Origin of the sequence: Methanosarcina barkeri 3 (genome assembly GCF_000970305.1) — an archaeon.
GTDB lineage: Archaea > Halobacteriota > Methanosarcinia > Methanosarcinales > Methanosarcinaceae > Methanosarcina > Methanosarcina barkeri_A.
Genome location: NZ_CP009517.1, coordinates 4,196,272 through 4,220,240, shown reverse-complemented (window position 1 = coordinate 4,220,240; position 23,969 = coordinate 4,196,272). Strand labels below are relative to the sequence as shown.

Annotated in this window: 23 protein-coding genes, 1 tRNA gene and 1 other RNA gene; 9 read left to right on the top strand and 16 right to left on the bottom strand. The window is 38.6% G+C overall.

Features of this window, described 5'->3' with window-relative positions; translation table 11 throughout:
• Nucleotides 1-131 precede the first annotated feature (131 nt).
• Both MSBR3_RS17300 and speB read left to right on the top strand, forming a co-directional pair.
• Nucleotides 132-518 (top strand): translation initiation factor IF-5A, encoded by a 387-nt coding sequence (locus MSBR3_RS17300; protein WP_048109443.1) that lies wholly within the window; start codon nt 132-134, stop codon nt 516-518.
• An 83-nt stretch (nt 519-601) separates the two neighbouring features.
• A complete protein-coding gene (gene speB, locus MSBR3_RS17295) occupies nt 602-1,477 on the top strand; it encodes an agmatinase (protein WP_048109442.1) in 876 nt (291 codons plus the stop codon).
• Nucleotides 1,478-1,675: 198 nt separating this feature from the next.
• Here speB and MSBR3_RS20775 read toward each other — a convergent pair whose 3' ends face one another.
• The 4 genes from MSBR3_RS20775 to MSBR3_RS17280 form a co-directional block, all read right to left on the bottom strand.
• Nucleotides 1,676-1,852, bottom strand: a complete 177-nt coding sequence (locus tag MSBR3_RS20775; protein WP_196296973.1) for an MM0924 family protein — start codon at nt 1,850-1,852, stop codon at nt 1,676-1,678.
• A 204-nt stretch (nt 1,853-2,056) separates the two neighbouring features.
• Nucleotides 2,057-2,236 (bottom strand): MM0924 family protein, encoded by a 180-nt coding sequence (locus MSBR3_RS17290; protein ID WP_048109441.1) that lies wholly within the window; start codon nt 2,234-2,236, stop codon nt 2,057-2,059.
• A 436-nt stretch (nt 2,237-2,672) separates the two neighbouring features.
• A complete protein-coding gene (locus MSBR3_RS17285) occupies nt 2,673-2,897 on the bottom strand; it encodes a helix-turn-helix transcriptional regulator (RefSeq protein WP_048109440.1) in 225 nt (74 codons plus the stop codon).
• Between the two features lie 90 nt (nt 2,898-2,987).
• Entirely contained in the window at nt 2,988-3,371 is a 384-nt protein-coding gene (locus MSBR3_RS17280) for a DUF2178 domain-containing protein (protein WP_048109439.1), read from the bottom strand.
• A 295-nt stretch (nt 3,372-3,666) separates the two neighbouring features.
• On the opposite strand from MSBR3_RS17280, the gene MSBR3_RS17275 reads away from it, so the two are divergent.
• Nucleotides 3,667-4,065 (top strand): LVIVD repeat-containing protein, encoded by a 399-nt coding sequence (locus MSBR3_RS17275; RefSeq protein ID WP_048109437.1) that lies wholly within the window; start codon nt 3,667-3,669, stop codon nt 4,063-4,065.
• Nucleotides 3,951-4,442, top strand: coding sequence for an LVIVD repeat-containing protein (locus MSBR3_RS17270; RefSeq protein ID WP_394297732.1), 492 nt, complete (start codon nt 3,951-3,953; stop codon nt 4,440-4,442). The genes MSBR3_RS17275 and MSBR3_RS17270 overlap by 115 nt, the downstream gene beginning before the upstream one ends.
• A 373-nt stretch (nt 4,443-4,815) precedes the next feature.
• Here MSBR3_RS17270 and MSBR3_RS17265 read toward each other — a convergent pair whose 3' ends face one another.
• The 9 genes from MSBR3_RS17265 to ffs all read right to left on the bottom strand — a co-directional run bounded on the left by MSBR3_RS17265 (nt 4,816) and on the right by ffs (nt 12,536).
• A complete protein-coding gene (locus tag MSBR3_RS17265) occupies nt 4,816-5,073 on the bottom strand; it encodes a hypothetical protein (RefSeq protein ID WP_048109435.1) in 258 nt (85 codons plus the stop codon).
• A 502-nt stretch (nt 5,074-5,575) separates the two neighbouring features.
• Nucleotides 5,576-6,307, bottom strand: coding sequence for a DUF1538 domain-containing protein (locus tag MSBR3_RS17260; RefSeq protein ID WP_048109433.1), 732 nt, complete (start codon nt 6,305-6,307; stop codon nt 5,576-5,578).
• Complete coding sequence (locus MSBR3_RS17255) at nt 6,304-6,999, bottom strand: DUF1538 domain-containing protein (protein WP_048109431.1); 696 nt, start codon at nt 6,997-6,999, stop codon at nt 6,304-6,306. Before MSBR3_RS17255 ends, MSBR3_RS17260 begins: the two co-directional genes overlap by 4 nt.
• A gap of 615 nt (nt 7,000-7,614) precedes the next feature.
• Nucleotides 7,615-7,968: a P-II family nitrogen regulator gene (locus tag MSBR3_RS17250; protein WP_048109430.1), complete on the bottom strand. Its 354-nt coding sequence runs from the start codon at nt 7,966-7,968 to the stop codon at nt 7,615-7,617.
• Entirely contained in the window at nt 7,958-8,656 is a 699-nt protein-coding gene (locus tag MSBR3_RS17245) for a DUF1538 domain-containing protein (protein WP_329956842.1), read from the bottom strand. Before MSBR3_RS17245 ends, MSBR3_RS17250 begins: the two co-directional genes overlap by 11 nt.
• 26 nt (nt 8,657-8,682) lie before the next feature.
• The gene (locus MSBR3_RS17240; protein ID WP_048109424.1) at nt 8,683-9,375 is read right to left on the bottom strand and encodes a DUF1538 domain-containing protein; all 693 of its coding nucleotides are present in this window, start codon (nt 9,373-9,375) and stop codon (nt 8,683-8,685) included.
• 245 nt (nt 9,376-9,620) lie between these two features.
• A complete protein-coding gene (locus MSBR3_RS17235; RefSeq protein ID WP_048109422.1) occupies nt 9,621-11,612 on the bottom strand; it encodes a monovalent cation:proton antiporter family protein in 1,992 nt (663 codons plus the stop codon).
• A gap of 368 nt (nt 11,613-11,980) precedes the next feature.
• Nucleotides 11,981-12,065, bottom strand: a tRNA-Ser gene (locus MSBR3_RS17230).
• Nucleotides 12,066-12,221: 156 nt separating this feature from the next.
• Nucleotides 12,222-12,536: signal recognition particle sRNA (gene ffs, locus MSBR3_RS17225), an RNA gene on the bottom strand.
• Between the two features lie 312 nt (nt 12,537-12,848).
• Between ffs and MSBR3_RS17220 the strand changes: the two genes are divergently transcribed.
• Nucleotides 12,849-14,474 (top strand): methylamine methyltransferase corrinoid protein reductive activase, encoded by a 1,626-nt coding sequence (locus tag MSBR3_RS17220; RefSeq protein ID WP_048109420.1) that lies wholly within the window; start codon nt 12,849-12,851, stop codon nt 14,472-14,474.
• Nucleotides 14,475-14,662: 188 nt separating this feature from the next.
• On the opposite strand, the gene purB is transcribed toward MSBR3_RS17220, so the two are convergent.
• The gene (gene purB, locus MSBR3_RS17215) at nt 14,663-16,009 is read right to left on the bottom strand and encodes an adenylosuccinate lyase (protein ID WP_048109419.1); all 1,347 of its coding nucleotides are present in this window, start codon (nt 16,007-16,009) and stop codon (nt 14,663-14,665) included.
• Between the two features lie 516 nt (nt 16,010-16,525).
• Between purB and MSBR3_RS17210 the strand changes: the two genes are divergently transcribed.
• From MSBR3_RS17210 to MSBR3_RS17200, 3 genes are all read left to right on the top strand, one after another.
• Entirely contained in the window at nt 16,526-16,675 is a 150-nt protein-coding gene (locus MSBR3_RS17210) for a 50S ribosomal protein L40e (protein WP_048109418.1), read from the top strand.
• A 6-nt stretch (nt 16,676-16,681) separates the two neighbouring features.
• Nucleotides 16,682-17,425: a phosphoglycerol geranylgeranyltransferase gene (locus tag MSBR3_RS17205; protein ID WP_048109416.1), complete on the top strand. Its 744-nt coding sequence runs from the start codon at nt 16,682-16,684 to the stop codon at nt 17,423-17,425.
• A 660-nt stretch (nt 17,426-18,085) separates the two neighbouring features.
• Nucleotides 18,086-19,840, top strand: coding sequence for an ABC transporter ATP-binding protein (locus tag MSBR3_RS17200; RefSeq protein ID WP_048109414.1), 1,755 nt, complete (start codon nt 18,086-18,088; stop codon nt 19,838-19,840).
• Between the two features lie 401 nt (nt 19,841-20,241).
• Here the strand turns inward: MSBR3_RS17200 and MSBR3_RS17195 are convergent, their stop codons facing one another.
• Nucleotides 20,242-20,973, bottom strand: coding sequence for a flavodoxin family protein (locus MSBR3_RS17195; protein WP_048109413.1), 732 nt, complete (start codon nt 20,971-20,973; stop codon nt 20,242-20,244).
• A 90-nt stretch (nt 20,974-21,063) separates the two neighbouring features.
• A complete protein-coding gene (locus tag MSBR3_RS17190) occupies nt 21,064-21,729 on the bottom strand; it encodes a flavin reductase family protein (protein WP_230627584.1) in 666 nt (221 codons plus the stop codon).
• A gap of 795 nt (nt 21,730-22,524) precedes the next feature.
• Between MSBR3_RS17190 and MSBR3_RS17185 the strand changes: the two genes are divergently transcribed.
• On the top strand, nt 22,525-23,865 hold the full coding sequence (locus tag MSBR3_RS17185; protein WP_080942357.1) for an ATP-binding protein: 1,341 nt from the start codon (nt 22,525-22,527) through the stop codon (nt 23,863-23,865).
• The last annotated feature ends 104 nt before the right edge of the window (nt 23,866-23,969 follow it).

Genomic DNA, 23,969 nt, shown 5'->3' with positions numbered 1-23,969 from the left:
TAAGAGTCAGGCTTAAAAATTAGAAAAGCCTTCTTATACTACTTTACCGGAGTCATGGAAAGTCTTCGGCAAATTCGGAATGACGTTTACAGCTCATTTATAAACATCTAAAAACGTATGGGAGAATCGTTATGAAACAGCAGGTAGAAGTAAAGGAACTCAAAGAAGGGAAATACGTAATTATCGATGACGAAGCATGTGTCATAAAGAGTATTACCAAATCCAAGCCGGGAAAACACGGGGCTGCAAAGGCAAGAGTAGAGGCTATCGGACTTTTTGACGGCCAGAAGCGCTCCTTCATAGGCTCAGTTGCAACCAAAGTATACGTCCCCATTGTGGAACGAAAGACTGCACAGGTAATCTCGATTACCGGCGACATTGCCCAGCTTATGGATATGGGAGACTTCTCAACCTTTGAGATCGTAATTCCTGATGAATACAAGGATAAGGTCAAAGAGGGCGAAGAGATTTCTTACATTACAGCTCTTAGCAAGGTCAAGCTCGATATACGAACATAAGTTTTCGAAATTAACGTGAAAACTCAGGTTAAGAGCCTGAGTCATTCTTTTTTTAAGCAAATAATTTCGTATCAGGTTAAATTATGTTTTTACCCAATTCCTTTATAGATGCTCTTGCAGACTATGAATCTGCACGTTATGTTATCTTCGGTGTGCCTTTTGATAATACCTCTTCTTACAGAGCAGGTAGCCGTTGGGCTCCTGACGCTATGCGCCAGGCCTCCGCAAATTTTGAGAGTTACAACCCGACTTTCGATATAGATCTTGTCGATCTTCCAATTTATGATGCTGGGAATCTGGAAACTTCCGCTTTGGTTGACGAAACACTTCAGAGCTTGTACGAAGCTACAAAAGACCTCCTGAATGATGGTAAGTTTCCAATTATGCTTGGTGGAGAGCATTCTCTGACCTTTGCTATGGTTAAGGCCTGCGCTGAAATCGCAGGAGAAGATTTCGGGGTTCTTGTCCTGGACGCTCACTTTGACCTGAGGGAAGAATACAGGGGCTTTAAGCATAATCATGCCTGTGTGTCCCGAAACATTCTCAATGAGGTTACTAAAAATCTTGTTTCCATAGGTATAAGAAGTGGCCCGGAAGAAGAATGGGTTTTTGCCAGGGAAAATAACCTGAAGTATTACACAGCTGATGATGTGGAATCCACAGGCATGGTAGAGGTCCTTAAAGAAGCCCTTGAGTGGCTTGACTGCAGCCAGATCTATCTTTCCCTCGATATGGATGCAATAGACCCGGCTTATGCTCCTGGTCTCGGCACGCCTGAACCCTTTGGCCTGAGTGCGCGAGATGTAAGGACTGCAATAAGGACACTCGCTCCTTTCTCAATGGCTTTTGATGTCGTAGAAATTGCCCCTGAATACGATTCCGGGCAAACCGCCATGCTTGGGGCAAAATTGATGAGAGAACTTATTGCTTCCCATGCAAAGAGTTGCAGGAAAGCATAAGCTAAGAAAATAGAAAGTTTTAGCTAAAAACTACTGGAAAAGGCGAAGTATTAAAAACCTCGGAACTTTCCCAGAGTTCAATATCTCAGGACTCATTACATCCAGAGTTCAATATCTCAGGACTCATTACATCCAGGGCTCAGTATATCCAAATTTGATACATCGAGAACCCTTTTTATTCAACGAGGTTTACATTAGTTAAGTACGCCAAATAGCTATTATCTTGTCAATTGCTATGTGCGTGTACTTTTCATTATGCTCGAGAGTGAGCACATTGTCTGCGCAGGCTTCCACTTTTCCGTTAAATACATCAGGACCCCCGCAGTAAACATCTACGACTTCGCCTAGAAGATGTTCTACTATAAAAGGCTGCATTTCTTTACACCTCGATATTTTTTCACATATCAAACTCTGGGCCACTAATTTTAGTGGCCTTTATTTCCCAAAGACTAGGGCATCAGTTCAGCTTTTCAGTTTTAGTCAGATTTAGAAGAAAATTCTCAAAACTTTCCCTTAGTCCGTTTGTTCTCTATAATTGTCCTTTATAGTGCAGGAACATCGGAACTTGAAACTTTGAACTTATTGGCCCCAGAGAGCTATTATTTTGTCAATAGCTATATGGGTGAGTTTTCCTTCACTATTGAGCGTCAGAACATTATCGGCACAGGCTTCTACATTTCCCTTGAAAACATCAGGTCCACCGCAGTAAACATCCACATCCTTGTTGAGATAGTGTTCTACTATAAACGATTGCATCATAGATTCTTTGCTCCTGCTTATTTTCTTTATAACTTGCTTATTTACCTGTTAGTTTGTTTGATGACAGAAACTGGCAGTCCGTACATCTGCAGATATCCGTTAATTGTAACTATCTTTTCATTTCATATAAATATATTTAGAAACTAAAATTGCTTTTTGGAGTGCGATGTCGTTAACTTCTGCAAAGAAAATCAACTTACTTACCCCAGAGCCTGTATAGCTCCCAGTTCTCGTTTTTGTGGAAATATAAATAGTTATATGGCTTTCTTTTCTCCGGGTTTACTTGTTTAGGGAGTTCAGGAAAGCTAGGTTTATCTGAAATATCTCATAAATTAGCTTTCAATGAAAAGAATTAAACTCAAAAAACTATCTGGGAAATATCCCTTAAAATTTCTCAATTTTAAACCATTAAGTCCTTTATCTCAGAATCAGTGAATTAACCCTTTCTTTCAGAGTTCCTGGCTTCACGGTCTTCATAGAGGAAAATTTCTTCAATACGGGCATCAAAAAGCCTGGCAAGCTTGAATGCAAGTTCAAGCGAGGGATCATATTTACCTTTTTCAATTGCATTTATGGTTTGCCTTGTAACTCCTACTTTTTCAGACAGGTTTTCCTGAGTAAGATCGTGTATTGCCCTGTAAACTTTTATATTATTTTTCATTGAAAACTCCATATTTTCACAAGCGAACGTAAACGGATATCTGACGAGATACTTCAGTAATCTGGAAACCTGTAAACTCTAACCGTCAATTTATCCTCCTGATTTCATATTAAAATACATATAAAAGATAGAGTAAAGTACAAGACTCGTACAAGCTGCGTATGACATGAAAAAACCAAAATCTGTATATTTCGGATAAGTATCCTTCATTGCTATAAGGACTGCGCCCCCTATGGCAAAACTAAGAATTATGAACTGGAATGTAATTCCTGAGGCTTTTTGACTTATCTGACGAATTCTCTCATCTTCTACAATATCTTCCAGTCTGCGTTTTGAGAGGTACATAACAGCTATGCCTCCAAAGAAGGAAGCCACGGCAAGTGCAGGATTTCCTATTAAAATTGAAAAGCTAATTACAGCTGCCATAACCATTGTAGTAAGAAATGTGATTATTTTGAACTGCTTATGTTTCATTTACAGAACCTCCATAAGGGTTTTCAATGAAAGCCGAATTCTCTCAGTATACTCATGTATATGTACACATATAAATGTCTATGTTTAATTACAATATGTAATGCAAACTTTACATATTGTACATATATCATTACATTATATTAAGTTGTCGAAAGGTTGTTCAGAGTACATGGATAAAGGTTGTTCAGAGTACATGGATAAAGGTTGTTCAGAGTACATGGATAAAGGATGATAGAAGGGCAACTAGAGGTGCAAGATTTCCATATCGAGTGGGTAGAAAGTATATTGCGCCTATTTGGCTGCTGGTGATAAAGGTCTTGAGATTATTAATATAAGCAATCCCTCTTCTCCAAAGCTCAAAGGAAGGTACAATACTGCCGGACGTGCTCGTAGTGTTGCAGTTTCCGACAATTACGCCTATGTAGCTGATGGTGATAATGGTTTTGTGACTGTTGATATTAGCAACCCTTCTTCTCCGACCCTTAAAGGAAAGTATGAAACTGGATATGCTGACTGTGTTGCAGTTTCCGGCAATTACGCTTATTTAGTTGAAGACTCTGATGGTCTTGTATTTTTGATATCAGTAATCCCTCTTCTCCAATTCGCAAAGGAAGCGAAAGCCGCCATATTGGCATTTGTAAGGCCATTTCAGTTTCAGGTAATTACGCCTATATTGCTAATTCTGGTCTTGTGATTGTTAATATTAGCAATTCCTCTTCTCCAATTGTGGAAGGAGGATTCAGTTCTTCCTGGGGAATTTTGGACGTTTCAATTTCCGGTAGTAATATCTATGTAGCCGATTCCAATAATGGTATTTTGGTATTAAAAGCCAATTTAGAACAGTCAGTAACTTCTGTTATGAATTCCAGTTTAACACAGCCTGAAAATAACACTCAGAGCCTTAAACAAGAAAATGAGAGTGCAGTAGCAAATGTTAAGCAGACGCCTGAGCAGAAAAAAGAGACCCGCGCTCCTCCAAAAGAAAGCAAAAAAACTCCAGGATTTGAACTAATTTGGGGGATTGTTAGTTTGCTAACTATATTTTACATAAAAGGAAGTAACAAAAGGTAGTTATACTGACTTTTTGGAAAAATTTCCAAAAATAAAAAAAATTATTTTTTGAAGATGTATAAAAATAATAGCAATTCTCAATGTTTTCGGTCTAACTATTCAAAAAATATATCATAATAAATATTAGAGTTTATTGATACCTAAAAATAGAATATATGTATAAAATTTATGCCTATATCTCAGTTTATTGGAATCCCATGAGTTTCAATAGTCAATCTTGAGTAAATAATTTATAGTAGTCTTGCATATTATGAACTATGCAAGATAATTTCTTAAGACAGGTTGAAATTATATTTTGTATTTGCCTGATCATTCTTTTTCTAATTTCCTGTTATAACACTTAACGGAAGAAGAGTTTACATCTTTACTCTCTTCAACGATACATGCGATTTACAGGCTCGATAATTATAACTACCAGGGTCTGGTGCTCATAATTGACTCTATAAAGCAGCCTTAAATGCCTGGACCGTAGTCTGAAAAGCTTTTCCTTACTCTCAATTATTCTTTTTGCTCGCGGTGGGACCGGATCGAGGACAAGTTCATCAAGAGTTTCTTTGACTCTGGAGTAAGTCATTTCATCAGCCGATTTCAAAAAGGCTTGCGCAGGGATGTCAATAAGGACTTTAAACATTTTAGAGCCTCAAAGTTTCATTGCTATTAAGCGGTAATGTTATCCGATTTATTTCTCAAACTTCTTTTTTTCTGAATGTTCATTTTGGTTTAATTGTTTGTTGCAGGTTCCAGCAGTGCTGAGATTATGAATAGAGATTATAAATAAGATTTTTACTGTGGTAATTCTCTTTCTCACAGTATGAGCAATACCATGTTAATCAACACAGACCAAAGATCCTACACTAATTTGGGGGTTTGTTAACATTTTTACTGCCTTAGTAATAGAATTCATTTTGCTGCCTTAGTAATAGAATTTATTATCTACAATATCTGATTTAGTTATTGTAAGAGTAATTTTTTTATCAGATTCAATATTAAACTAAAAATATTTTTATTTTCATGAATGATATATAGAGTCCAAATAATATATTATTTCTCGAAAGGTGCAAGTTTCTACGAGAAACTGTAATAGTTAAATTTGTATAATTTTTTTATAACTTTAATTATTAACGCAAAGTTTCTCATTGAATATCTTTTTTATCTTCATTATATTTTATATAAATGCCCAGAAACATAACAAAAATAACGGGTGCAAGTGCCATCATTCCAATTAAGCCGAAACCGTCTGCAATTGCATCTACACCTTCATGTGCAGATGCTAGTCCGACGGTCATTGATGTGAGAAATGTTACAGCCATAGAGCCTGTTGCAACTCCACCTGCATCGAATGCTATACTTATGAAATCTTTGTCGCAAAACCATAATAAAACAAATACGAATAGATAACCTGGGACTATTATATACAGAAAAGGGATTCCATAAATTATTTTTGCCATTGCAATGGCAACGAACACAGCAATTCCAGAGGAAAGAACATAAAGCATAAGTTTTGATCTTATATAACCATTGGAAGACTCTTCAATCTGGTAACATAATACCCTTACAACAGGCTCTGCAAAAGTTGAAAGGAATCCAAGCACGAAACCTATCGGTATTAAAATGTTTTTTTTGTCGGAATTGCCGAAAAATTCACCAATCTCTCTTCCTATAGGAAAAAAGCCACTGTATACGCCATAAAGAAATAATACTATTCCAAATCCGGCTAAAATTAATCCGGTATAAAGTTTTATTAATTGTGAAAACGGAAGCTTTAAATGTGCTTTTTGAAATAGAGCAAAAAAAATTACAAGAGGGACAAGTGACTGAATAACTTCAAAGAATACAGGCGAGATTCCCTCTGTAACTGAGTTCATGAAGACAGAACCCCCAGCAACATTACAATAACTACAGGGCCCATGGAAGCTAATCCCATGATTCCGAAATTATCTGAAAGTTCAGACTTCTTTTGTAATACTGCAACTATTCCGATTCCAAGAGCCATAATAACAGGTACAGTTATAGACCCTGTGGTCACACCTCCTGCATCGAAAGCGATTGCCAGGTATTCACTCGGTACAAAAAATGACAGCGCGAGTATAATTAGATAGCCTGCTGCAAACAGATACCTGATTGGAATTCCATAAATTGTTCTGAAAATAGAAATAACTACAAACAAGCCAACTCCAAAGGCTATAGAGATTATTATCATATTACTATCTATACTGCCCTGTGAAACTAAATTAACCATGTTACTTAAAACTCTTACATCAGGCTCCGCAATGGTTGTTAGAAACGAGAGTAGGAAGACTACTATTGCAATAAAAGCAAGTGAATTATGCTTGGGCAAATCAGCTCCTATTGCCTCACCCATTGGAAGTATACCAATCTTAACGCCTACAAGAAAAAAAATCATTCCCAGTGAGATAAGTAATATGCTCGTCAAAAAAGATGCAAGCTGGTTCAAACTAGTACCAACTAATGTCAGCATGAGCAAAAGTATTGCAAGCGTTAAAGGAAATACTGCCTGCACAACTTCAATAATAGTCTCTTTAATATCACATATCATAAAAATTTCCCTCCGCAATAGATAGAATTTACTTTACAAATTACAGATCTGAGCTGTTTAAGGTAAATTTCATCAATGAGACATATTGAAAATATCAATTATTGCTAAACTGGTGAAGTATCTTCGCCACGTTGTTAAGTTGAAAGAGCAGACGATCCATTGTATTTACATGTCTATATATATTCATTAATCTTAATATATTATGAATTTAGAAATTCTATTTTCTACAAGGATTTTTAAATTTCCTATTTCAGCTTTAGACATCTGGTTTAAATCGTAGATTTCATATCTGAATCTTAATTGCCAATTCCCCAATTAATTATATGACTAATATTATATAATACTCTTTGAGCACAAGTCTCCGTCTAAATAAAATATAGATAGCAAGTAAATTTACTTTTTCTACTCCTTGATTTTAAAATAATCCTTAACAGACCTCATTGTTATGCTATTTCTCTTTTAACCGTGGTAACGGCTAATTTTCATTGTTTAAAATTATCACTATTGAGAATAGCAAATGTCAACCAGATCTAACGAAAAAAATAAGTTTTTAAGTTAAATTCAAACTTGAAAGTCTCCAGATAGGAACATTCATAATTTCCTAAGTGGAGTTACTCATATTTCTCTGTTAGAGTGCAACATATCATAAAGTGGATGACAAATTCCAAATACTTTATCCAGAGAAACTACAAACCCAATCCCTTTTCCGGGTTCGTTGAGGTTTACAGCCTCAATAATACTATTTTTGATTTTATCCTCAATTGTCGATTCAGCTACTGTGAGGACGATTTCCTTTTCTGGTTCGATCATTAAGCCAAGAATACTTTTATTCTCATGAACTCCTGTACCGCGACCAAATAAGATTGTTCCGCCATGGGCACCGGCTTTTCTTGAAGCCTTAATTACCTCATCGCCCCAGCCTTTTTTTACAATTGTGACTATTAATACAAAATCTTTCTCATTGCACACTCTCTCTACCTCCGTTAAATCTTATGTAAACACCCAGAAGCATAACGAAAATGATGGGCGCCAGTGCTATCATCGCAATCAGGCCAAAGCCGTCTGCGACAGGATCTGTCCCCTCGTATGATGTAGCCACTCCTACAGCCATTGACATCAGAAAAGACACAGCCATCGGACCTGTTACAGCTCCTCCTGCGTCGAATGCAATACCCACAAAATCTTTGTCACAAAGCCATAACAGAATAAGGACAAATAAATAACCTGGAACTATTATGTATATGAAAGGTATCTTATAGACAATTTTTACCATTGAAATCGCAGACAACATAGCAACTGCGAAGGAAAGCATATAGAGCATAAGATTTGATCTTATATAGCCACTGGAAGATTCCTCAACCTGATAACACAATACTCTTACAGAAGGTTCCGCAAAAGCAGCAAGTAAACCAAGAACAAAACCTAGAGGAATTAAAAAGCTCTTCTTAGAATCTCCAAAGAACTCCCCTATCTTCGTTCCTGCAGGGAGAAATCCGTTATTGACTCCATGAAGAAATAAGATCATACCAAATGCAGTGAAGGCTAGCCCTATATAAAGTCTTACTAATTGTGATAATGGCAGCTTTAAATATAATATCTGAAAGGATGTGAAGAAAATTATTAGAGGAGCAATTGATTGGATAACTTCAAAAAACATGAGCCAAAATCCCGTAATTTCTAAACTCATGAAGACAGAACCCCCAGTAGCATGAGACTCAATATGGGACCTATAGTCGCTAGGCCGATAAGTCCAAAACCATCAAGTTCAGATCTATCTTGCAATACTGAAGCTATCCCGACTCCAAGGCCAATAATCACAGGCACAATCATTGCTCCTGTAGTCACACTTCCGGAATCAAAGGCAATTGCCAGATAATCAGCAGGTACAAAGAAAGACAGCATGAGTATGATTGAATAACTTCCTGCAAACAGATATTTGATCGGAAATCCAAAGATTATTCTCAGGATGGAAATAACCATAAGAAAACCTACTCCAAAGGATATAGAAATTATCAGTAAATTGTTATCTATACTCCCTTGTAAAGCTGAGTTTATCATGCTAATTAAAACACTTACATTAGGTTCCGCTACAGCTACAAAGGACGAGAGTAGAAACACCATCACTGCGATAAAAGCCAGTGAGCTGTGCTTAGGCAAATCAGCTCCTATTGCCTCACCTATAGGAAGCATACTCAGCTTAACCCCGGTTAGAAAAAAGGTCATTCCGATTACAGTTAGCACTGTAGCTATCAAAAAGGAGATCAGATCATCCAGGCCTATACCGACGAACACAAGCAACAGTAACACGACTACAAGTGTTAAAGGAAATATAGCTTGGACGACTTCCTGAAAAGTTTCTTTAACATCACGCATCATGAAAGTTCCACCAGATAGATAAATAAGCACTTAATTAAGCGAGCAAATAAAAATGTTTAAATAAATATAAAAATAAACACTAAATTCTAAATCTGCCACTTGTGAGTATTCAAGTACTTTTGACCCCAAAAATTTTAGAATATAAGCATTAACAATATAGTTACTATAAGTATGTAAACATTATAGCTAAGTTAAATCTTTCATTATAAACTCTCTCATTATAAATAACAAAATGGAACTTCTCTTTATTCCGCACCGTCCTCGAAAAGCTTTCTAACTTCCTCAACATTTTCAGGTGGGCTGATCACAAGCAGAATATCATCCGCGAGAATTTCAGTCTCAGCTTCCGGTCCGGGAATGATTTTATGACTACGTGAGATTGCAAGTGCGGACACTCCATAGTTCTTCCGAAGATTGAGTTCCCCAAGAGTCATTCCTGCTGATTTTGAGAATTTCCCTACCCTGATACTCCGGATTTCCACATCTGCAAAATCAAGAGCCAGATCGCAGATTTTTTTCCTGGGGATGCCAGTACTTCGAAGCATCTTATAATGGTCGGCACGTAATGTTGAAGTAAGGGAATAGATTTCACTGCTGGGAACTAAGTATCTGTGAAGTACCCTTGTGAAAAGCTCTATTGAGCTTTCAAACTCATCAGAAATGACTTCATCTGCCCCAAAATCATAGAACTTATCCAGCTCACTCAGGAAATGTGTTCTGGCAATGATGTGGATTTCCGGATTTAACCTTTGGGCAGCTTCAATTATTCTTTTAGCGCTCGGAGGATCACCTGCGGTCACGACAACAGATTTCGCGGTCTGGATGCCTGCATGTTCCAGTACAGCATTCTGAGCAGCATCACCGTAAAAAATACGCTCTTCCTTCTGCTTCTCTATCCGTACGACTTCAGGATTCATGTCAATTACTATGTAGGGAATTGAAGCTGCTTTTGCAGCAGTCACGACATTTCTACCGTTTATCCCAAATCCTACTATAATTACGTGGTTTTCAAGTTTCTCTTCAGATTCTTTTTCTTTAAATTTACTGTACCAGCCCTGTTTCAAGATTGGGGGAAAAGGCAGAAAGTCAGCAAAAGTCGTGGTTCGATACCCTATACTCATAAAAAGAGGGGTAAGCACCATAGAAAGTACTGCAACATCCAGAAATTCCTGGTACATGAGAGAGGAAATTAATCCACTTGCAGAACCTACTTTTGCAAGGATAAAGGAAAATTCTCCAACCTGTGAAAGGGAAAATCCAACCAGAATCATTGTATGCAAAGGAAAACCTATGAGAAAGGTGCTCAAACTGTTTGCCAGAGCCTTCAGAAGCAGCACAGCCAGGGTAGCAGCCAGGATCAGGAGCAGATGTTCTCTTAATATGTTGAGATCAAGCAGCATCCCTATTGAGATGAAGAAAATACTCATGAACATATCTCTGAATGGAATTAAGTTCCCAAGAGCCTGAACTGAATACTCAGATTCCGAGATGATCAGGCCAGCAAGAAAAGCTCCTAGTGCCAGAGACAAACCAACTATAGAAGTCAACCAGGCGACAGAAAGCCCTATTGCTACAACACTCAGTAGAAAAAGCTCATTATTCCGTGTCTTTGCCACCTGGTACATGATGAAAGGAACGACATATCTGGCGCTTATAAGGGTGAACATGATAAGCCCCAGCCCCTGCAGGATAAGTTCTAAAAAGGACTTCTCGGTTCCTGGAATGCCTGCAAGGACAGGAATTAAGAGAATAATTATCACTGCTGCGATGTCTTGAAAAATTAGTATTCCCAAGGAAGTTCGTCCGTGAAGGCTATAGATTTCTCCTTTTTCCTGTAAGAGTTTAAGGACAATTGCAGTGCTGCTTAATGCCACTAAAAGTCCAAGGAAAATTGACGATTCTCTGGAATTACCAAGCCAGAGGAATATAAGAGCAACGATAATTGAAGTTATGGAAAGCTGCAAACCGCCTCCAAAAATTACGATTCTGCGAAGCTGTAAAAGATCGCGCAGCGAGAATTCCATACCTATGGTAAAAAGCAGAAGTACAACGCCGATTTCAGCCAAAAGTTCGATGTTTTCAATCTCTCTAATCAGTCCAAAACCGAAAGGTCCGGCAAGAATGCCTGCAAGTAGAAATCCAATCAGTGGAGCTATTTTTAATCTTGAGAAAGTAAAAACTACAGGAATAGAAAGTCCGAAGATGATTAAAAGGTCGGTTAAAAGATTCGTTGCCATCAATATAAATTAATTTTTAAATAATATAAATGTTATTATATAGTGAACTGTCTAAATTAATTGGGACTTTACTTGGTGCTAGACGAAGTTAAAGATCGGGAAGTTTGGATTTTCCAATAATTTTTGAAGTCATGATAAGTTTCAGATGGTAACTGTTAGGAATCCAGAATTAATAATTCAGGATGAAAGCTTGTTCGAATGAAATTGTATCCAAAATCCAGATACGGACTACTGCAAATATATAAGGTACAAGCTGTTACAAAAATCGATAACATGCAAGCTACTGCAAAAAGAGAATTAAAGGAAATAGGTCTTTGTGTGGAAAAGGACATAATTCTTTGTGTGGATAAATTTTAATAAAAAAGAAACGACGAGAGGGGGACTCGAACCCCCGGGATGCAGAGCATCACGGGATTAGCAATCCCGCGCCATACCGGGCTTGGCTATCTCGTCACAAAGGACTTCAAGAAGCGCGTCCCCTTAAACGCATTTTATGTATTTAATCTTTTCCAGGGGAAGGGTTTCACAGAGACTATTTTACAAGAAGTATAATAGTTATGCTATAAAACTGAATCACCTGATGTATTCTAATTATTTTGTGTATTAAAGCGATGAGCACGCTTCAGGTCGTTGAATCTTGGAGATACCAGTAGACTGGGACCTCTTCTCCACCCCGCAGCCCCGCAAGCGATAGTTGCCCACAGTAAGTCTGCTCCCTTCCGGGCCTCGACCGGTTTCTGCAGTTAGGGTATGAAGACCTGCTCTCCAGCAAACCCGCATACCTGCACCATCCAAGCAGGACGGGGCTTCTCCGTTGAGATTCCAGGCTGGAGTCCCTTCGACGCATCTTCCCTTGGCTTCGTCCCCCGCGTATCGGCGATTTCGGGTTACAGGTAACGCCGGGCTACCCGGACTAGCTCATCAGCTATACAAAGTCACTTGTAATATATAAAGATATGCCAGTCATCTTCCTCCCGATATCTGTTTTTCATATTGGAATGTGAATATTCAATCGGTCTTGAAAGAAAAAAGCAAAGAGAGTGGACACATTAGTGAGATTATTTTTTTAAACGGATTAGAAAAATATTAAGATAAATTCAAAGGGGTTTAAAATATGTAGGGAGAAATAAATCCCCCTATTTATTTATACGTTATTTTTCAAAATAATGTGTAAATAAATCTGAAACAGCATTACACCAAAGTACCGGTAAAATAGGGAGAGTTTGGGGAATTTCTATGAGATGTGGAGTTGCAATTGACCTTGGAACAAGTGGGTATAGAGCTCAAAAAATCGATCTTGATACAGAAGAAATCCGAAGAACAGTGATAACTTTGAGGAATCCTCTCCCCGGAGCGAATGTGATGGATCATATGGATTTTGCGATTCACTATGGCCAGGACCTCGCGCACGGACTTTCTATAAACGCAGTAAAAAACTTATTCCAAGCTCTCGATGTAAAAAGCGAGGAGCTTGAAAGGCTTTCAATCTGTGGGAACCCGATTCAACTATCCATCTTCCAGGGAATAAGCATTGAAGACCTCGCTTATGCAGGAGAACGGAAGAAAAAGAAGTATAATATACAGGAGCAGGATAGAAGCGCAAGAATCATACATAGCAGTGAAATTCCCGGATTTGATGAATATGATTGTGAGATTGTAGTTCCTCCTGCAATAAAGCATGAAGTTGGAGCCGACGCCCTTGCCCTGATAATTAAATCCGGAATGCTCGATAGTGATGAAATTTCAATTGCTACGGACTACGGAACAAATGCAGAGATGGCCCTCAAAGTGAAGGATATTATTTATACGGGATCTGCAGCTGCTGGTCCTGCCCTTGAAGGACAGCAGATAAGACATGGAAACCTTGCTTCTCCTTACACCATATCAGATTTTGAATTCGAGAATGGAGGATTAAGGAACTATGTCCTGAGTGAAGAAATGAAATCAGTTCCCGGAGATATAATAGATCCGTCAACAGGGAAAATCCTTCAGGAAGGTCAGATCAAAGCCAAAGGAATTACAGGTACCGGGGTTATAGCTCTGATAGAAAAAGGAATTGAACGCGGCCTTATAGAGCTCCCAAAGATTAAAACTCCTGATGGGCTTATTCATATGCAAAACTGGATGGATTTCTCTGAGAAAGACCTGACTGAAGCCGGAAAAGCAATAGGTGCGATTCGTGCAGGACATATTACTCTCTGTTCGACTGCAGGTATTGAAATAGCAGACATTGATACGGCTTACATGGCAGGTGCTGCTGGTACCTATATGGATGCGGCAAAGGCCCAGAAAATCGGTTTGATTCCATACGCAACAGGAAAGATTTTCCAGCTTGGAAATACTTCACTTGCAGTCGCCCGTGAAATATTGCTTTCAGAAAAGAGATTATGGGAGCTTCAGGATATTGCAAGTCAGATAATAGGTACACATATAATGTTTGCAATTGCCCCTGAATTCCGAGACGTGTATGTTCTTGAGCTTGCATACTGGGAGGAAGGTATGCCTTTTAAAATGTTCAGGAAATATCTCAAAAAGAAAGGACTTCCAGAGCTAGGAGAACCTATACAGAACCCTATTATAGAAAAACGCGTGGAGAGAGATATTCCAGTTCTTGGAGAAGAAGGACTTCATGTACTTGAAAGAGTCGGGACCTATATGACTATGATTGTCGATTGCCCCGAGTGCAAAAAGTGTATTAAAGTCTGTCCAACGGGCGCTATATCAATTGACGAGGAAAACAGGGTTATGATAAGCACTGACCTGTGTGAAGGCGCCCACTGCCAGAGATGTATCAGGGCCTGTCCTCCGGAAAAGTTTAACTGGGAAAATCTTGAGGTTTTCAAACAGAAGTTGCAGGAATAAAAAGTAGCTCAGGATCCTGATCAGACGACTTCTAAATCCTCAATGAAATCTGAAAACATAGGGCAATAAATAGCTTACATAGACTTTAAAAGAGATCATAAAGAATAATATGATTCAAACTAGGGGAGAAAATAACTTCCTGCAACTCTTCAAATAAGTAAAAATTAAAAAAGGTTAGAGGAAGTAAGTTAGAGGGAATAAGCCTCACGAAGTTTTAAGACAAGTAATTCAACCTGTTCCACTGCAGTTCCTATATACTTATCTGGATTTACGAGATTCTCGATATCTGTAGCAGTTAAATATCTTGCAATATCAGGAGTTTCCAGAAGTACAATTTTGAAGTGCTGTCCAGTGTCGTGGGCTTTCATTGCTGCAGTCCTTACGAGTTCATGAGCTTCCTGCCTGCCTACTCCTCTTTTTGCAAGCTCAATCATTACAGCCTCTCCCATATTGAGGCCTCTTAGCAGTTCCAGATTCCTCCGAATGTTCTCAGGATAAAATCTGAGGTTTTCAATTACGTTTATCCCAAGCTTAAGAATATGATCCGTAAGCACGCAGGCTTCAGGGAAAACTATTCTCTCTGAAGAGGAGTTAGTCAAATCCCTTTCATCCCACAGGGTATTGTTAAGGAGTTCGGGTTCTACCATGGCCCTTACAATCCTTGCAAGCCCGCATATCTGCTCGGATTTTATTGGATTGCGTTTATGGGGCATAGTAGATGAGCCTACCTGCTTTTTTCCAAAACTTTCCTCAATCTCGGCAATTTCACTGCGTTGGAGAGTCCTGATTTCTATGCCGATCTTATCCAGAGTCGTAACCGTGTTTGCCATCCACATTACGAATTCGGCGTGCCTATCCCTCTGAATGATCTGGCTGGAAACATCTACAGCGCCGATTCCAAGGTACTGCATTGTAAGTTTCTGGATAAGAATCCCGGCTTTTCCAAAAGCAGCCTGGGTACCAACTGCGCCTGTCATCTGCCCTACGGTCGCTCTTGGAGTGAGTTGATGGAGACGGTCCAGGTGCCTTGAAATTTCCGAGGCCCATATGGCAAAACGCAGTCCATATGTTGTCGGAACTCCTATCTGCCCGTGAGTTCTCCCGCAGCAGACCGTATGCTTGTGTGCTTCGGCCTTGTCAACAAGAACCCCAAGAAGAATTTTAAGTTTATCTTCCAGAAGGTCGATTGCATCCTTAATCTGGAGAGCTGTTGCCGTATCTAGAATATCGTTTGAAGTTGCTCCGAAATGTACCCATTTTCCAGCGTTATCTCTGCACTGTTCAGAAATTGCAGTAACTACAGCCATCATATCATGATGGATCTCAGATTCAATTTCGTCAACTCTCTCAGATTTTACGGAAGAGATACTTTCAGATATAATCTCAGCCGAATCTGCGGGGATTAAACCCATATCCGCTTCTGCACGTGCAAGGGCTGCCTCGACCTGAAGGAGCTTGACAAGTCTGTTTTCCTGGCTCCATACATATTTCATTTCTGCTGTACCATACCGGTAGTCTATAGGATGAATCAACACATAAATCACCATTTATAAGACAGGGAACTTAATAAACTCTAAAGAGTTAAATTGGCCATAGAATAATTAGCCGTGGAATTATACTTGAGTCTGAAGGTTTTGGCTTTAAATAACTATTTTATCTTAAATAATAATTTTAGTTTTAAATAATAATTTTAATTTTAGATACTAATTTTAGTTTTAAATAATAATTAGCTTAAAACAATGATTTTATCGGTAAATAATTATCATCGTTATATAATTTCAATGTTAACTTTGACACAGTCCAATGTCAACTAACTAGTTAAGCCTCAACCTGCTTTAGGCACACAGGGCAGAGAATAAACAACGTAAGCAATAAATAAGCTTTGAGTTGACAGGATTAGAAAAGCGAGAATTATTCTAAGAATTAAAGAAGAGAAGTTTGCAAACTCAATAAAAGAAGGACTTTTTTAATGAAAAACGTTATATCTCTTAACATCCATTAAGCGGGCTATATACCTTATCAATATTGAAAAATAATAGCAGGTGACAAAAATGGCTCGTTTTCCAGAAGCAGAAGAAAGATTGTTAAACAAGAAAATTTGCATGCGATGTAATGCCAGAAACGCAATAAGAGCAACCCGCTGCAGAAAATGCGGTTACAGTGCTCTTCGGGTAAAATCCAAGGAATCCAAGGGAGCATGATCTTTTTTGCAGGTGGAAGCACACCTTCAGAAAATCATTGATCAGGAAGGAAAAGTTCATCTTACCCTTATCGATCCCGCTTCCCAAACGCCTGAACGAGCCGCTGAAATTGCCCTTGCAGCAGTTGAGGGAGGCACTGATGCCATCATGATAGGGGGCTCAACCGGAGCGTCGGGAACCCTGCTTGATGAGACCGTCATAAAAATAAAAGAAAAGGTAAACGTCCCAACCATTCTTTTTCCTGGAAGTTCAGCCGGGCTTAGCAGATATGCAGATGCCGTATTTTTCATGAGCCTTCTGAACTCAAGGGATATAGGATATGTGATCACAAACCAGGTGCTGGGGGCCCCGCTTGTATATAGAAGCCAGATAGAACCTATCTCCATGGCATACCTTATAGTCGAACCTGGAGGGACTGTAGGCTGGGTAGGGGACGCTAAACTGATTCCCAGAACTAAACCTGAAATTGCTGCAGTGTATGCCCTTGCAGGCAAATACCTGGGTATGCACTATACTTACCTTGAAGCCGGGTCAGGAGCTGACAAACCTATCAACCCTGAGATGATAGGAGCTGTCAAGCAAGTTCTAGGAGAAAACAAACTCATTGTTGGCGGCGGTATTAGAGATGCTGAGGCTGCAAAGCTCTGTGCATCGGCAGGTGCGGATATGATAGTTACCGGCACCGTTCTTGAAGAAGTAAAGAACGTTACTGCAAAAGTAGCTGAGATTGTATCAGCTATAAAAAGATGAACCCTAACAAAGATTTGGGACGTGCTACCTGCTTTTAAGTATGAAAGAATTTATTTAAGACTTATTTAATTCTACTTAAGATTTATAAGACTTATTTAATTCTACTTAAGATTTATAAGACTTATTTAATTCTACTTAAGATTTATTTAAGACTTATTTAGTTCTTACTTAAGACTTATTTAATTCATTCAACTCTTATTTAATTCTTACTTAACTCTACTATTTCTCTAAATTATTCATTTTTTCAGAGTACCTTTTTCGGAGTGCAGGCGTTCTATAACATTTAAACCAAATGAAGTTCTTGTATTTGCTTAATCAGGCTTTTTTAGATCAAAGCTAATGAGATTAAGCAATGAGTAATTTTTTCATGCTCCGAAACTCTTCTTTTGGCTCTAGGCTCTATATTGATTTATAACACCCCTTATGAATTTTTGAGTATGCAATTTAATTTTTGATACAGTTCAGGTTATATTACAGCAGCCGATTGTAATAAATAGTTATAAGGTAATATCTGACTCCTATTTTAGTATGAATTATAGTGGTGCAAAGCATCCGAATACTGCAGCGAAAAAATAATAAATTGTCACTCATAATTGGCAGAATTACAGAATAGATTTCGGGTCAGGCATTAACTTACGATTAACACTAAAAGGTATGATTATGCTCAGAGTTTCCAACCTGGTTAAAGATTATGAAGTACGTTCCGAAAATATAAGAGTGCTGGACCATATCGACTTTACGGTGGAGGATGGAGAAATTCTCGGGATAACAGGTCGAAGTGGAAGCGGGAAATCGACGTTGTTGCGTATCATTAGGGGAATTGAGCCCTTTCAGGAGGGAACTGTGGAAGTAGATGGAGAAATTATAACGCCTGCTTCAGGGATTGAAGGAGGAAAATTTCTGAAGAGCGTTAGCGCAATACACCTACAACGAAACTTCGGGCTCTGGAACGGACCAACGATTGAAAACATTATGAGAAAGCTGAACTACCTTCGAGTAGGGCATGAAGCTCTTCCGCAGAATGAACATCTTCCGCATAGTGTAGATAACGATTACGATGAGCTATTTATTGAAGCAATGGAGTATCTAAAACTCGTGGGCCTGGAGGATAAGGCGCTTCATTCTACTAATCTTCTGAGCGGGGGAGAAAAACAGAGAGTCGTAATGGCAAGGCAGCTTGCCGCAAAGCCAAGGGTTCTTCTCCTCGATGAACCTGTTACAATGACTGGGCCGGATACAAAACAGGAAGTTCTTGATGTAATAAAGAGCCTGAAAAAGAAGTTGAATATCCCAATTATAGTAGTTTCTCACCTTCCGGAGATTCACGCTTATCTTGCAGATAGGCTGATCTTTCTTGAGAATGGGAAAATTGCAGCTGATGGAGAACCTTCCCTGGTACTTAAAAATTTCCTAAGGGATATGAAGCCAAGGGAAGAGCTTGGGGAACCTGAAAAAAATGAAGTCTGCATAAAAATTAAAGATATCTCAAAACGCTATTCTATCATCAGGATGGGAGAAGTTCTGAATATCAAAGATTTTTCCCTCGATATTCATAGAGGAGAAATTCTAGCTTTTATCGGACCCTCTGGAGCTGGAAAAACAACCCTTATGAAACTCATAGAAGGACTTGTGAAACCAAAGAGCGGAACCGTTGAGTATCTCTGCAACGGAGACTGGGTAGATGTCACCGAATATAGCAAAAAACGCATGGAACTCAGGAGAATTATGAGTGTTATGAATCAGGAATTCTCTATGTCTGTGAACTCCACGGTAAGGGAACAGATTCGGTTTAGGCTAAGCATTAAAAAGCAAGGTGCAATTGAATACGCAAGGAATAAAGCTAGACAAATGGGGATGTCGGATGAGACCCTTGACACTATATACCGCCTTCCTGACATGCCAGAAGAAGATAAAGAAACCGCACTGCGGGAATTAAGCCTTAAAGACACAATATATTCCGAACTCTTTCCGATGATTCCAGTAACTGATGTCGATGCCTATGCAAGGCCAGTATTTGAAGCCCTTGACCTGCCAATGGAAATTCTTGACAAAACTCCTTACCAGATCAGCGGAGGTGAACATGTCAGGGCTTTCATTGCTTTGAGCCTTGCAACCTCTCCCGAGTACCTTATGCTTGATGAGCCTTTCGGAGATCTTGACCCTGTAACTCTCAGGGATGTCACAAACTCTTTAAAAAGAATCAACGAACGCTTTGGCACGACTATTGTGCTTGTGAGTCACCACATGGATTTTGTTCGAGAGGTTGCTCACAGGGCTATATTGATTGATAAAGGGGTTCTTGCAATGGATGGAAAGCCAGTAGAAGTCTGTCAGGAACTGATCGACAGGAGCAATGCTCCTTACATGGAACACAACCTGGAAGACCTTGTGGAAGGAGACTTAGGGACTAATTAAGAACTATGTAATGTTTTTTGTAGCAACCGTTGACCCGAAACCGTTGACCCGCAACCGTTGCGCCGGTTGATCACGCCTATAGGGTTTGGGGCTAAGGTTCTCAAATCCAAGTGATTCTCTGGTTTTCGATAAAACCTTTTCTCAAAAGGTTTTCACTCAAGCCTTTTTTGAAAAGGCTTGTGATCACGCCTTCTTGAAGTTTTCAATCTGGCAGTGGTTTTTCGCTCAAGCCTTTTTTTAAAAGGCTTGCGGTCAAGCAGTTTTTTTAAAAGGCTTGTGATCACGCCTTCTTGAAGTTTTAGAGTTTGTAGTGATTTTTGTTCAAGCTTTTGAAAAGGGGTTTTTTACATATGTTTTGACTATCGATACGTTTGCAATTTCTTTATGTTTTTCATCTTTGTTCAGTCAACCTTGTTCTCCTCGTACAGACGGTCCCATTCTTCATTCCCAAATTTTATGTACAGACTTGCAGGCACAATTGATTTTTCGAGTTCTCTAGTGGTTTTTTCTGAGAGTGTCTGATTGTCTACAAGTTCTCTTCCTGCGCATCTGAGGGTTTTTTTATACTTTCCCAAGAGCGGTTTTAGCATGATATTGTTTTTACCTCTGAAGATTTCTCCTTCTCCTCTGTAAATCTCAGCAACGAGTTCAGTGTGAAAAGTTCTTGCAAGCCGTTTGAAAAAAAGACTTTCAACCTCAAAGTTTGTCTGACCAGGCAGCCCGGCATTTGATATCACGGCGATTTTTGGAAGCTTTTCATAGCGTTTTGCGTGCCTGTACTCTCCCATTTTGTCCTCTTCAAAATGAGGTAAAAGTACAGGAGCAAGTCTATCTATAAAATTTTTCATAACAGCCGGGATATTGTCGAAATATACGGGGCATGCAAATACCGCAATATCTGAAGCAACAAATTTGGGAAGCAGGTCATCCATGTCGTCCCTGATTGTGCAGCTTCCAGGAGTTTTAAGCCAGCACTCGAATTTACCTTTGCAATATCCAATTTTTTTCTCGATCAAGAAAATATTTTCTGTTTCTGCTCCGGCTTCTTCTGCTCCTTTCAGGAACTCATCTACCATAATTAGAGTGTTTCCTTCTCTGCCCTTATGGCTTCCGCTGAATACTGTTATTTTCATGTGTAATCCCCCATTCCCATTGAATAATGAACCTGTGAGTTGAAGAGAATATCCCCAACAGCTTTTCTAATAAATGGCTAATTATATCATTTATGCATTTTTATTTATTTGCTTCCAGTGACATCTACAATGAGATTTATTTTCCTTTTGCTTAGTGTTTTCAGCTTTTTTTTCGTTACCGTCCTCAGCAAAATTTTTTCCGATGGACCAGGCCTTGCCAAGATGCTCACCTATTACCCAGTAATTATTATCATACATGGAAAAAACTATAGGCTTGATCTTTTCAATATCAGGAAGTTCATTGCAGAGATACCTTTCCTCTGCATAACTTTCAACAATCTCCCCTATGAAAACCTCACTTTGACCTCCTAGATCCAGAATGTCTACAAGCCTGCATTCAAGATTCACAGGACATTCCCGAATCATTGGGGCTCTTTCAAGTTTTCCATAAAAAGTTTCGAAAATTTCTGATTTATCTATCCTTTTTCCGGAGACTATACCGCAGTAATCCGTAACCTCTACCATATCCCTGGAAGGAATGTTTACACTGAAGCACTGGTTTTCCCTTATTCCTTCATTTGTATAATGCATTTTCCCAAGAGTCACCGCGATCATTGGAGGACTTGCCTGTATGACTCCGCAAAAAGCTACTGTAAGGTAATTCGGCTTTCCGTTTACACGAGCCCCGACTAGGGTAGTGGGCATAGGGTAAAGAAAATTTCTGGCTCCAATAGCCTTTTTATCTCCTGTCTCCATACTTTAGTCCTCCTTAAAGCTGCGCAGATCTGTCCTGGTACCGGCTTAAATTAATAATATCGAGTAGTATCGGCTTAAATTAACAATAGAATTCTGCCGGAAAAATTATATTGACAATACTATTTTCATTTATTCTCAAGATATATAATTAGTATTCCGACTTTTTACAATATATAAATTAGGACATAATTATTCAGAGAAAAAGTTCTCTATATAAGTTTAAATGTGAGAGTTATGGTAGAGAAATCTTCATCCTTAATGCCGCAACTTTATATGAAAGTTCACGTAATCCAAATTTAAATATTCAAACACGGTATGAAATATATGGAATATATTTGCTAACAGTTAAAGTTAAAATGTATTTCATAAGGTTCAGTTTTTAGATTTTATATGGTTTCGCTTTATATGATTTTATTTTGTAAAATTTCGTTTTATATGGTTTCGTTTTATTGATTCCTTTTTGTAAGGTTTCCAAAACTTCAGTAAATATTAATTCTCAAACACATGACAAATTACTTTTAAAAAAATAGTATAAACGCGGATATTTCTTATATATGCTAGCAATATACATATAAAAAATGAAGAGTATGTATAAGTGTTATAAACTTCGAAAGATGGTTATATTGCTTTGAGATTTTCAAATGATTTAAAGCACTTAAATTGCCTGACACAGCTGAACATTAAAAGTCTGACATTGCTAAACATTAAAATTTGCCTCTTTATATTTTATCTCATACCCTGTTCAAGCCCAGTTACATAACATTGGAACGCAATCTGATATGGAGGAGAAATACTTTGAGGAAAAATATTGTTGAAGACTCCGTTTCTTCTTTAAAAGCTCCGCAGAGTCACCAGATCTCTGCCGTATATGAGGACACTGAAGGATTGATAGAATTATTTGTTACCTATTTTAAGGAAGGACTTGAAGGGGGAGAATATTGCTTATGGTTTTCTCCGGATAAACTGGCCACTGAAAGGGCAAAAAATGAATTTATAAAGGCAGGAGTGGATGTCGAGCATTACCTCACTTCATCTCAGTTAGAATTCCTTCCTGTTAATCCGCTTCCGGAAGATCTTACTCTTCTTGCGTCAGTAGTAAAAGAACTAGCAGAAGAAGGATTTAGAAGAACCCTTTCTGGAGGATTTTCAGGGTTTAGAACAAATTTTGAGATTAAAAATACTGGTAATTCTCTTCAGCTTTGTCTTGAGACGTGTGGAAAGGTCATTGAAACAATGGCTTTGGAAAAAAATAAAAACATAACACTTCTCTATACCATTCCTCTTGAAGAACTTTCAGGTAGAGTCCTGCTCGAGTTAATGGAGGAAAGCAACGTTTTTGCCAAAAGAAAAGGAAAATTGGAGAGTTTGAGAAGTCCGGAAGAAAAAGTAGAATTGACTACTAATTTTCTCAAAGCGGAAGAAGATATGGAAACCTCAAACTGGACTAAAAATGGGTTGATAGTTAACATGAACCATGAGCTTAGGACTCCCCTTAACTCGGTAATAGGTTTCTCCGATCTGCTGCTGGAAGGAGCTTTCGGTTCTCTGAACACTAGACAGTCAAAGTACGTAAGTAATATTCTTATAAGTGGGAAAAACCTTCTGGAAATTATTAATGATCTACTTGATATATCAAGGCTCGAAGCCGGGGAAAAAAGCCTTAATTATGAAGACGTAGATGTTGCCAGCCTTCTAGGAGAGGTAAAAATGAGTCTTCTCTCATTTGCCTCAAGTAAGAAGGTTAGTGTAGAAATAAAGGTCGACGTTTCTGAGAATATCCGGGCTGACAGGACAAAGCTGAGACAGATCCTGTACAGTCTAATAAATAATGCTATAAAACTCACTCCTGAAAATAAGAAGGTTACTGTAAGTGCCCTCAAAAAAGAAGGGATGCTTGAGATTAAAGTTTCGGATAGTGGGATAGGTTTGTCAAAAGAAGATCATGAAAGGATGCTTATGCCTTTTATTCAGGCGGATCTTTCCACAACCAGAGGATACGGTGGAACTGGACTTGGACTTTATATTGCTAAAAACTTCGTAAATCTTCACGGAGGAAAAATCTGGGTGGAATCAAAGGGAGAAAAAGGCAGTACGTTTATCTTTACTCTTCCGACAAATAGTAAAGAAATAATTTGAAAGGATATTGGTTAAAGCCAAAAACAATAATCGTTTTTACGCTTTCTCAGAGTAGAACTGAAAAAGTTGAATGCAGCCTGAAACATGCGGAGCAGTTTCAGGAG

What these genes read in the sequence shown, in the direction of transcription:
- MSBR3_RS17300 (WP_048109443.1), top strand. Translation starts at nt 132, where the DNA reads ATGAAACAGCAGGTAGAAGTAAAGGAACTCAAAGAAGGGAAATACGTA.
- speB (WP_048109442.1), top strand. Translation starts at nt 602, where the DNA reads ATGTTTTTACCCAATTCCTTTATAGATGCTCTTGCAGACTATGAATCT.
- MSBR3_RS20775 (WP_196296973.1), bottom strand. Translation starts at nt 1,852, where the DNA reads ATGCAGCCTTTTATAGTAGAACATCTTCTAGGCGAAGTCGTAGATGTT.
- MSBR3_RS17290 (WP_048109441.1), bottom strand. Translation starts at nt 2,236, where the DNA reads ATGATGCAATCGTTTATAGTAGAACACTATCTCAACAAGGATGTGGAT.
- MSBR3_RS17285 (WP_048109440.1), bottom strand. Translation starts at nt 2,897, where the DNA reads ATGAAAAATAATATAAAAGTTTACAGGGCAATACACGATCTTACTCAG.
- MSBR3_RS17280 (WP_048109439.1), bottom strand. Translation starts at nt 3,371, where the DNA reads ATGAAACATAAGCAGTTCAAAATAATCACATTTCTTACTACAATGGTT.
- MSBR3_RS17265 (WP_048109435.1), bottom strand. Translation starts at nt 5,073, where the DNA reads ATGTTTAAAGTCCTTATTGACATCCCTGCGCAAGCCTTTTTGAAATCG.
- MSBR3_RS17260 (WP_048109433.1), bottom strand. Translation starts at nt 6,307, where the DNA reads ATGAACTCAGTTACAGAGGGAATCTCGCCTGTATTCTTTGAAGTTATT.
- MSBR3_RS17255 (WP_048109431.1), bottom strand. Translation starts at nt 6,999, where the DNA reads ATGATATGTGATATTAAAGAGACTATTATTGAAGTTGTGCAGGCAGTA.
- MSBR3_RS17245 (WP_329956842.1), bottom strand. Translation starts at nt 8,656, where the DNA reads ATGTTTTTTGAAGTTATCCAATCAATTGCTCCTCTAATAATTTTCTTC.
- MSBR3_RS17240 (WP_048109424.1), bottom strand. Translation starts at nt 9,375, where the DNA reads ATGATGCGTGATGTTAAAGAAACTTTTCAGGAAGTCGTCCAAGCTATA.
- MSBR3_RS17235 (WP_048109422.1), bottom strand. Translation starts at nt 11,612, where the DNA reads ATGGCAACGAATCTTTTAACCGACCTTTTAATCATCTTCGGACTTTCT.
- MSBR3_RS17220 (WP_048109420.1), top strand. Translation starts at nt 12,849, where the DNA reads ATGAGATGTGGAGTTGCAATTGACCTTGGAACAAGTGGGTATAGAGCT.
- MSBR3_RS17210 (WP_048109418.1), top strand. Translation starts at nt 16,526, where the DNA reads ATGGCTCGTTTTCCAGAAGCAGAAGAAAGATTGTTAAACAAGAAAATT.
- MSBR3_RS17200 (WP_048109414.1), top strand. Translation starts at nt 18,086, where the DNA reads ATGCTCAGAGTTTCCAACCTGGTTAAAGATTATGAAGTACGTTCCGAA.
- MSBR3_RS17195 (WP_048109413.1), bottom strand. Translation starts at nt 20,973, where the DNA reads ATGAAAATAACAGTATTCAGCGGAAGCCATAAGGGCAGAGAAGGAAAC.
- MSBR3_RS17190 (WP_230627584.1), bottom strand. Translation starts at nt 21,729, where the DNA reads ATGGAGACAGGAGATAAAAAGGCTATTGGAGCCAGAAATTTTCTTTAC.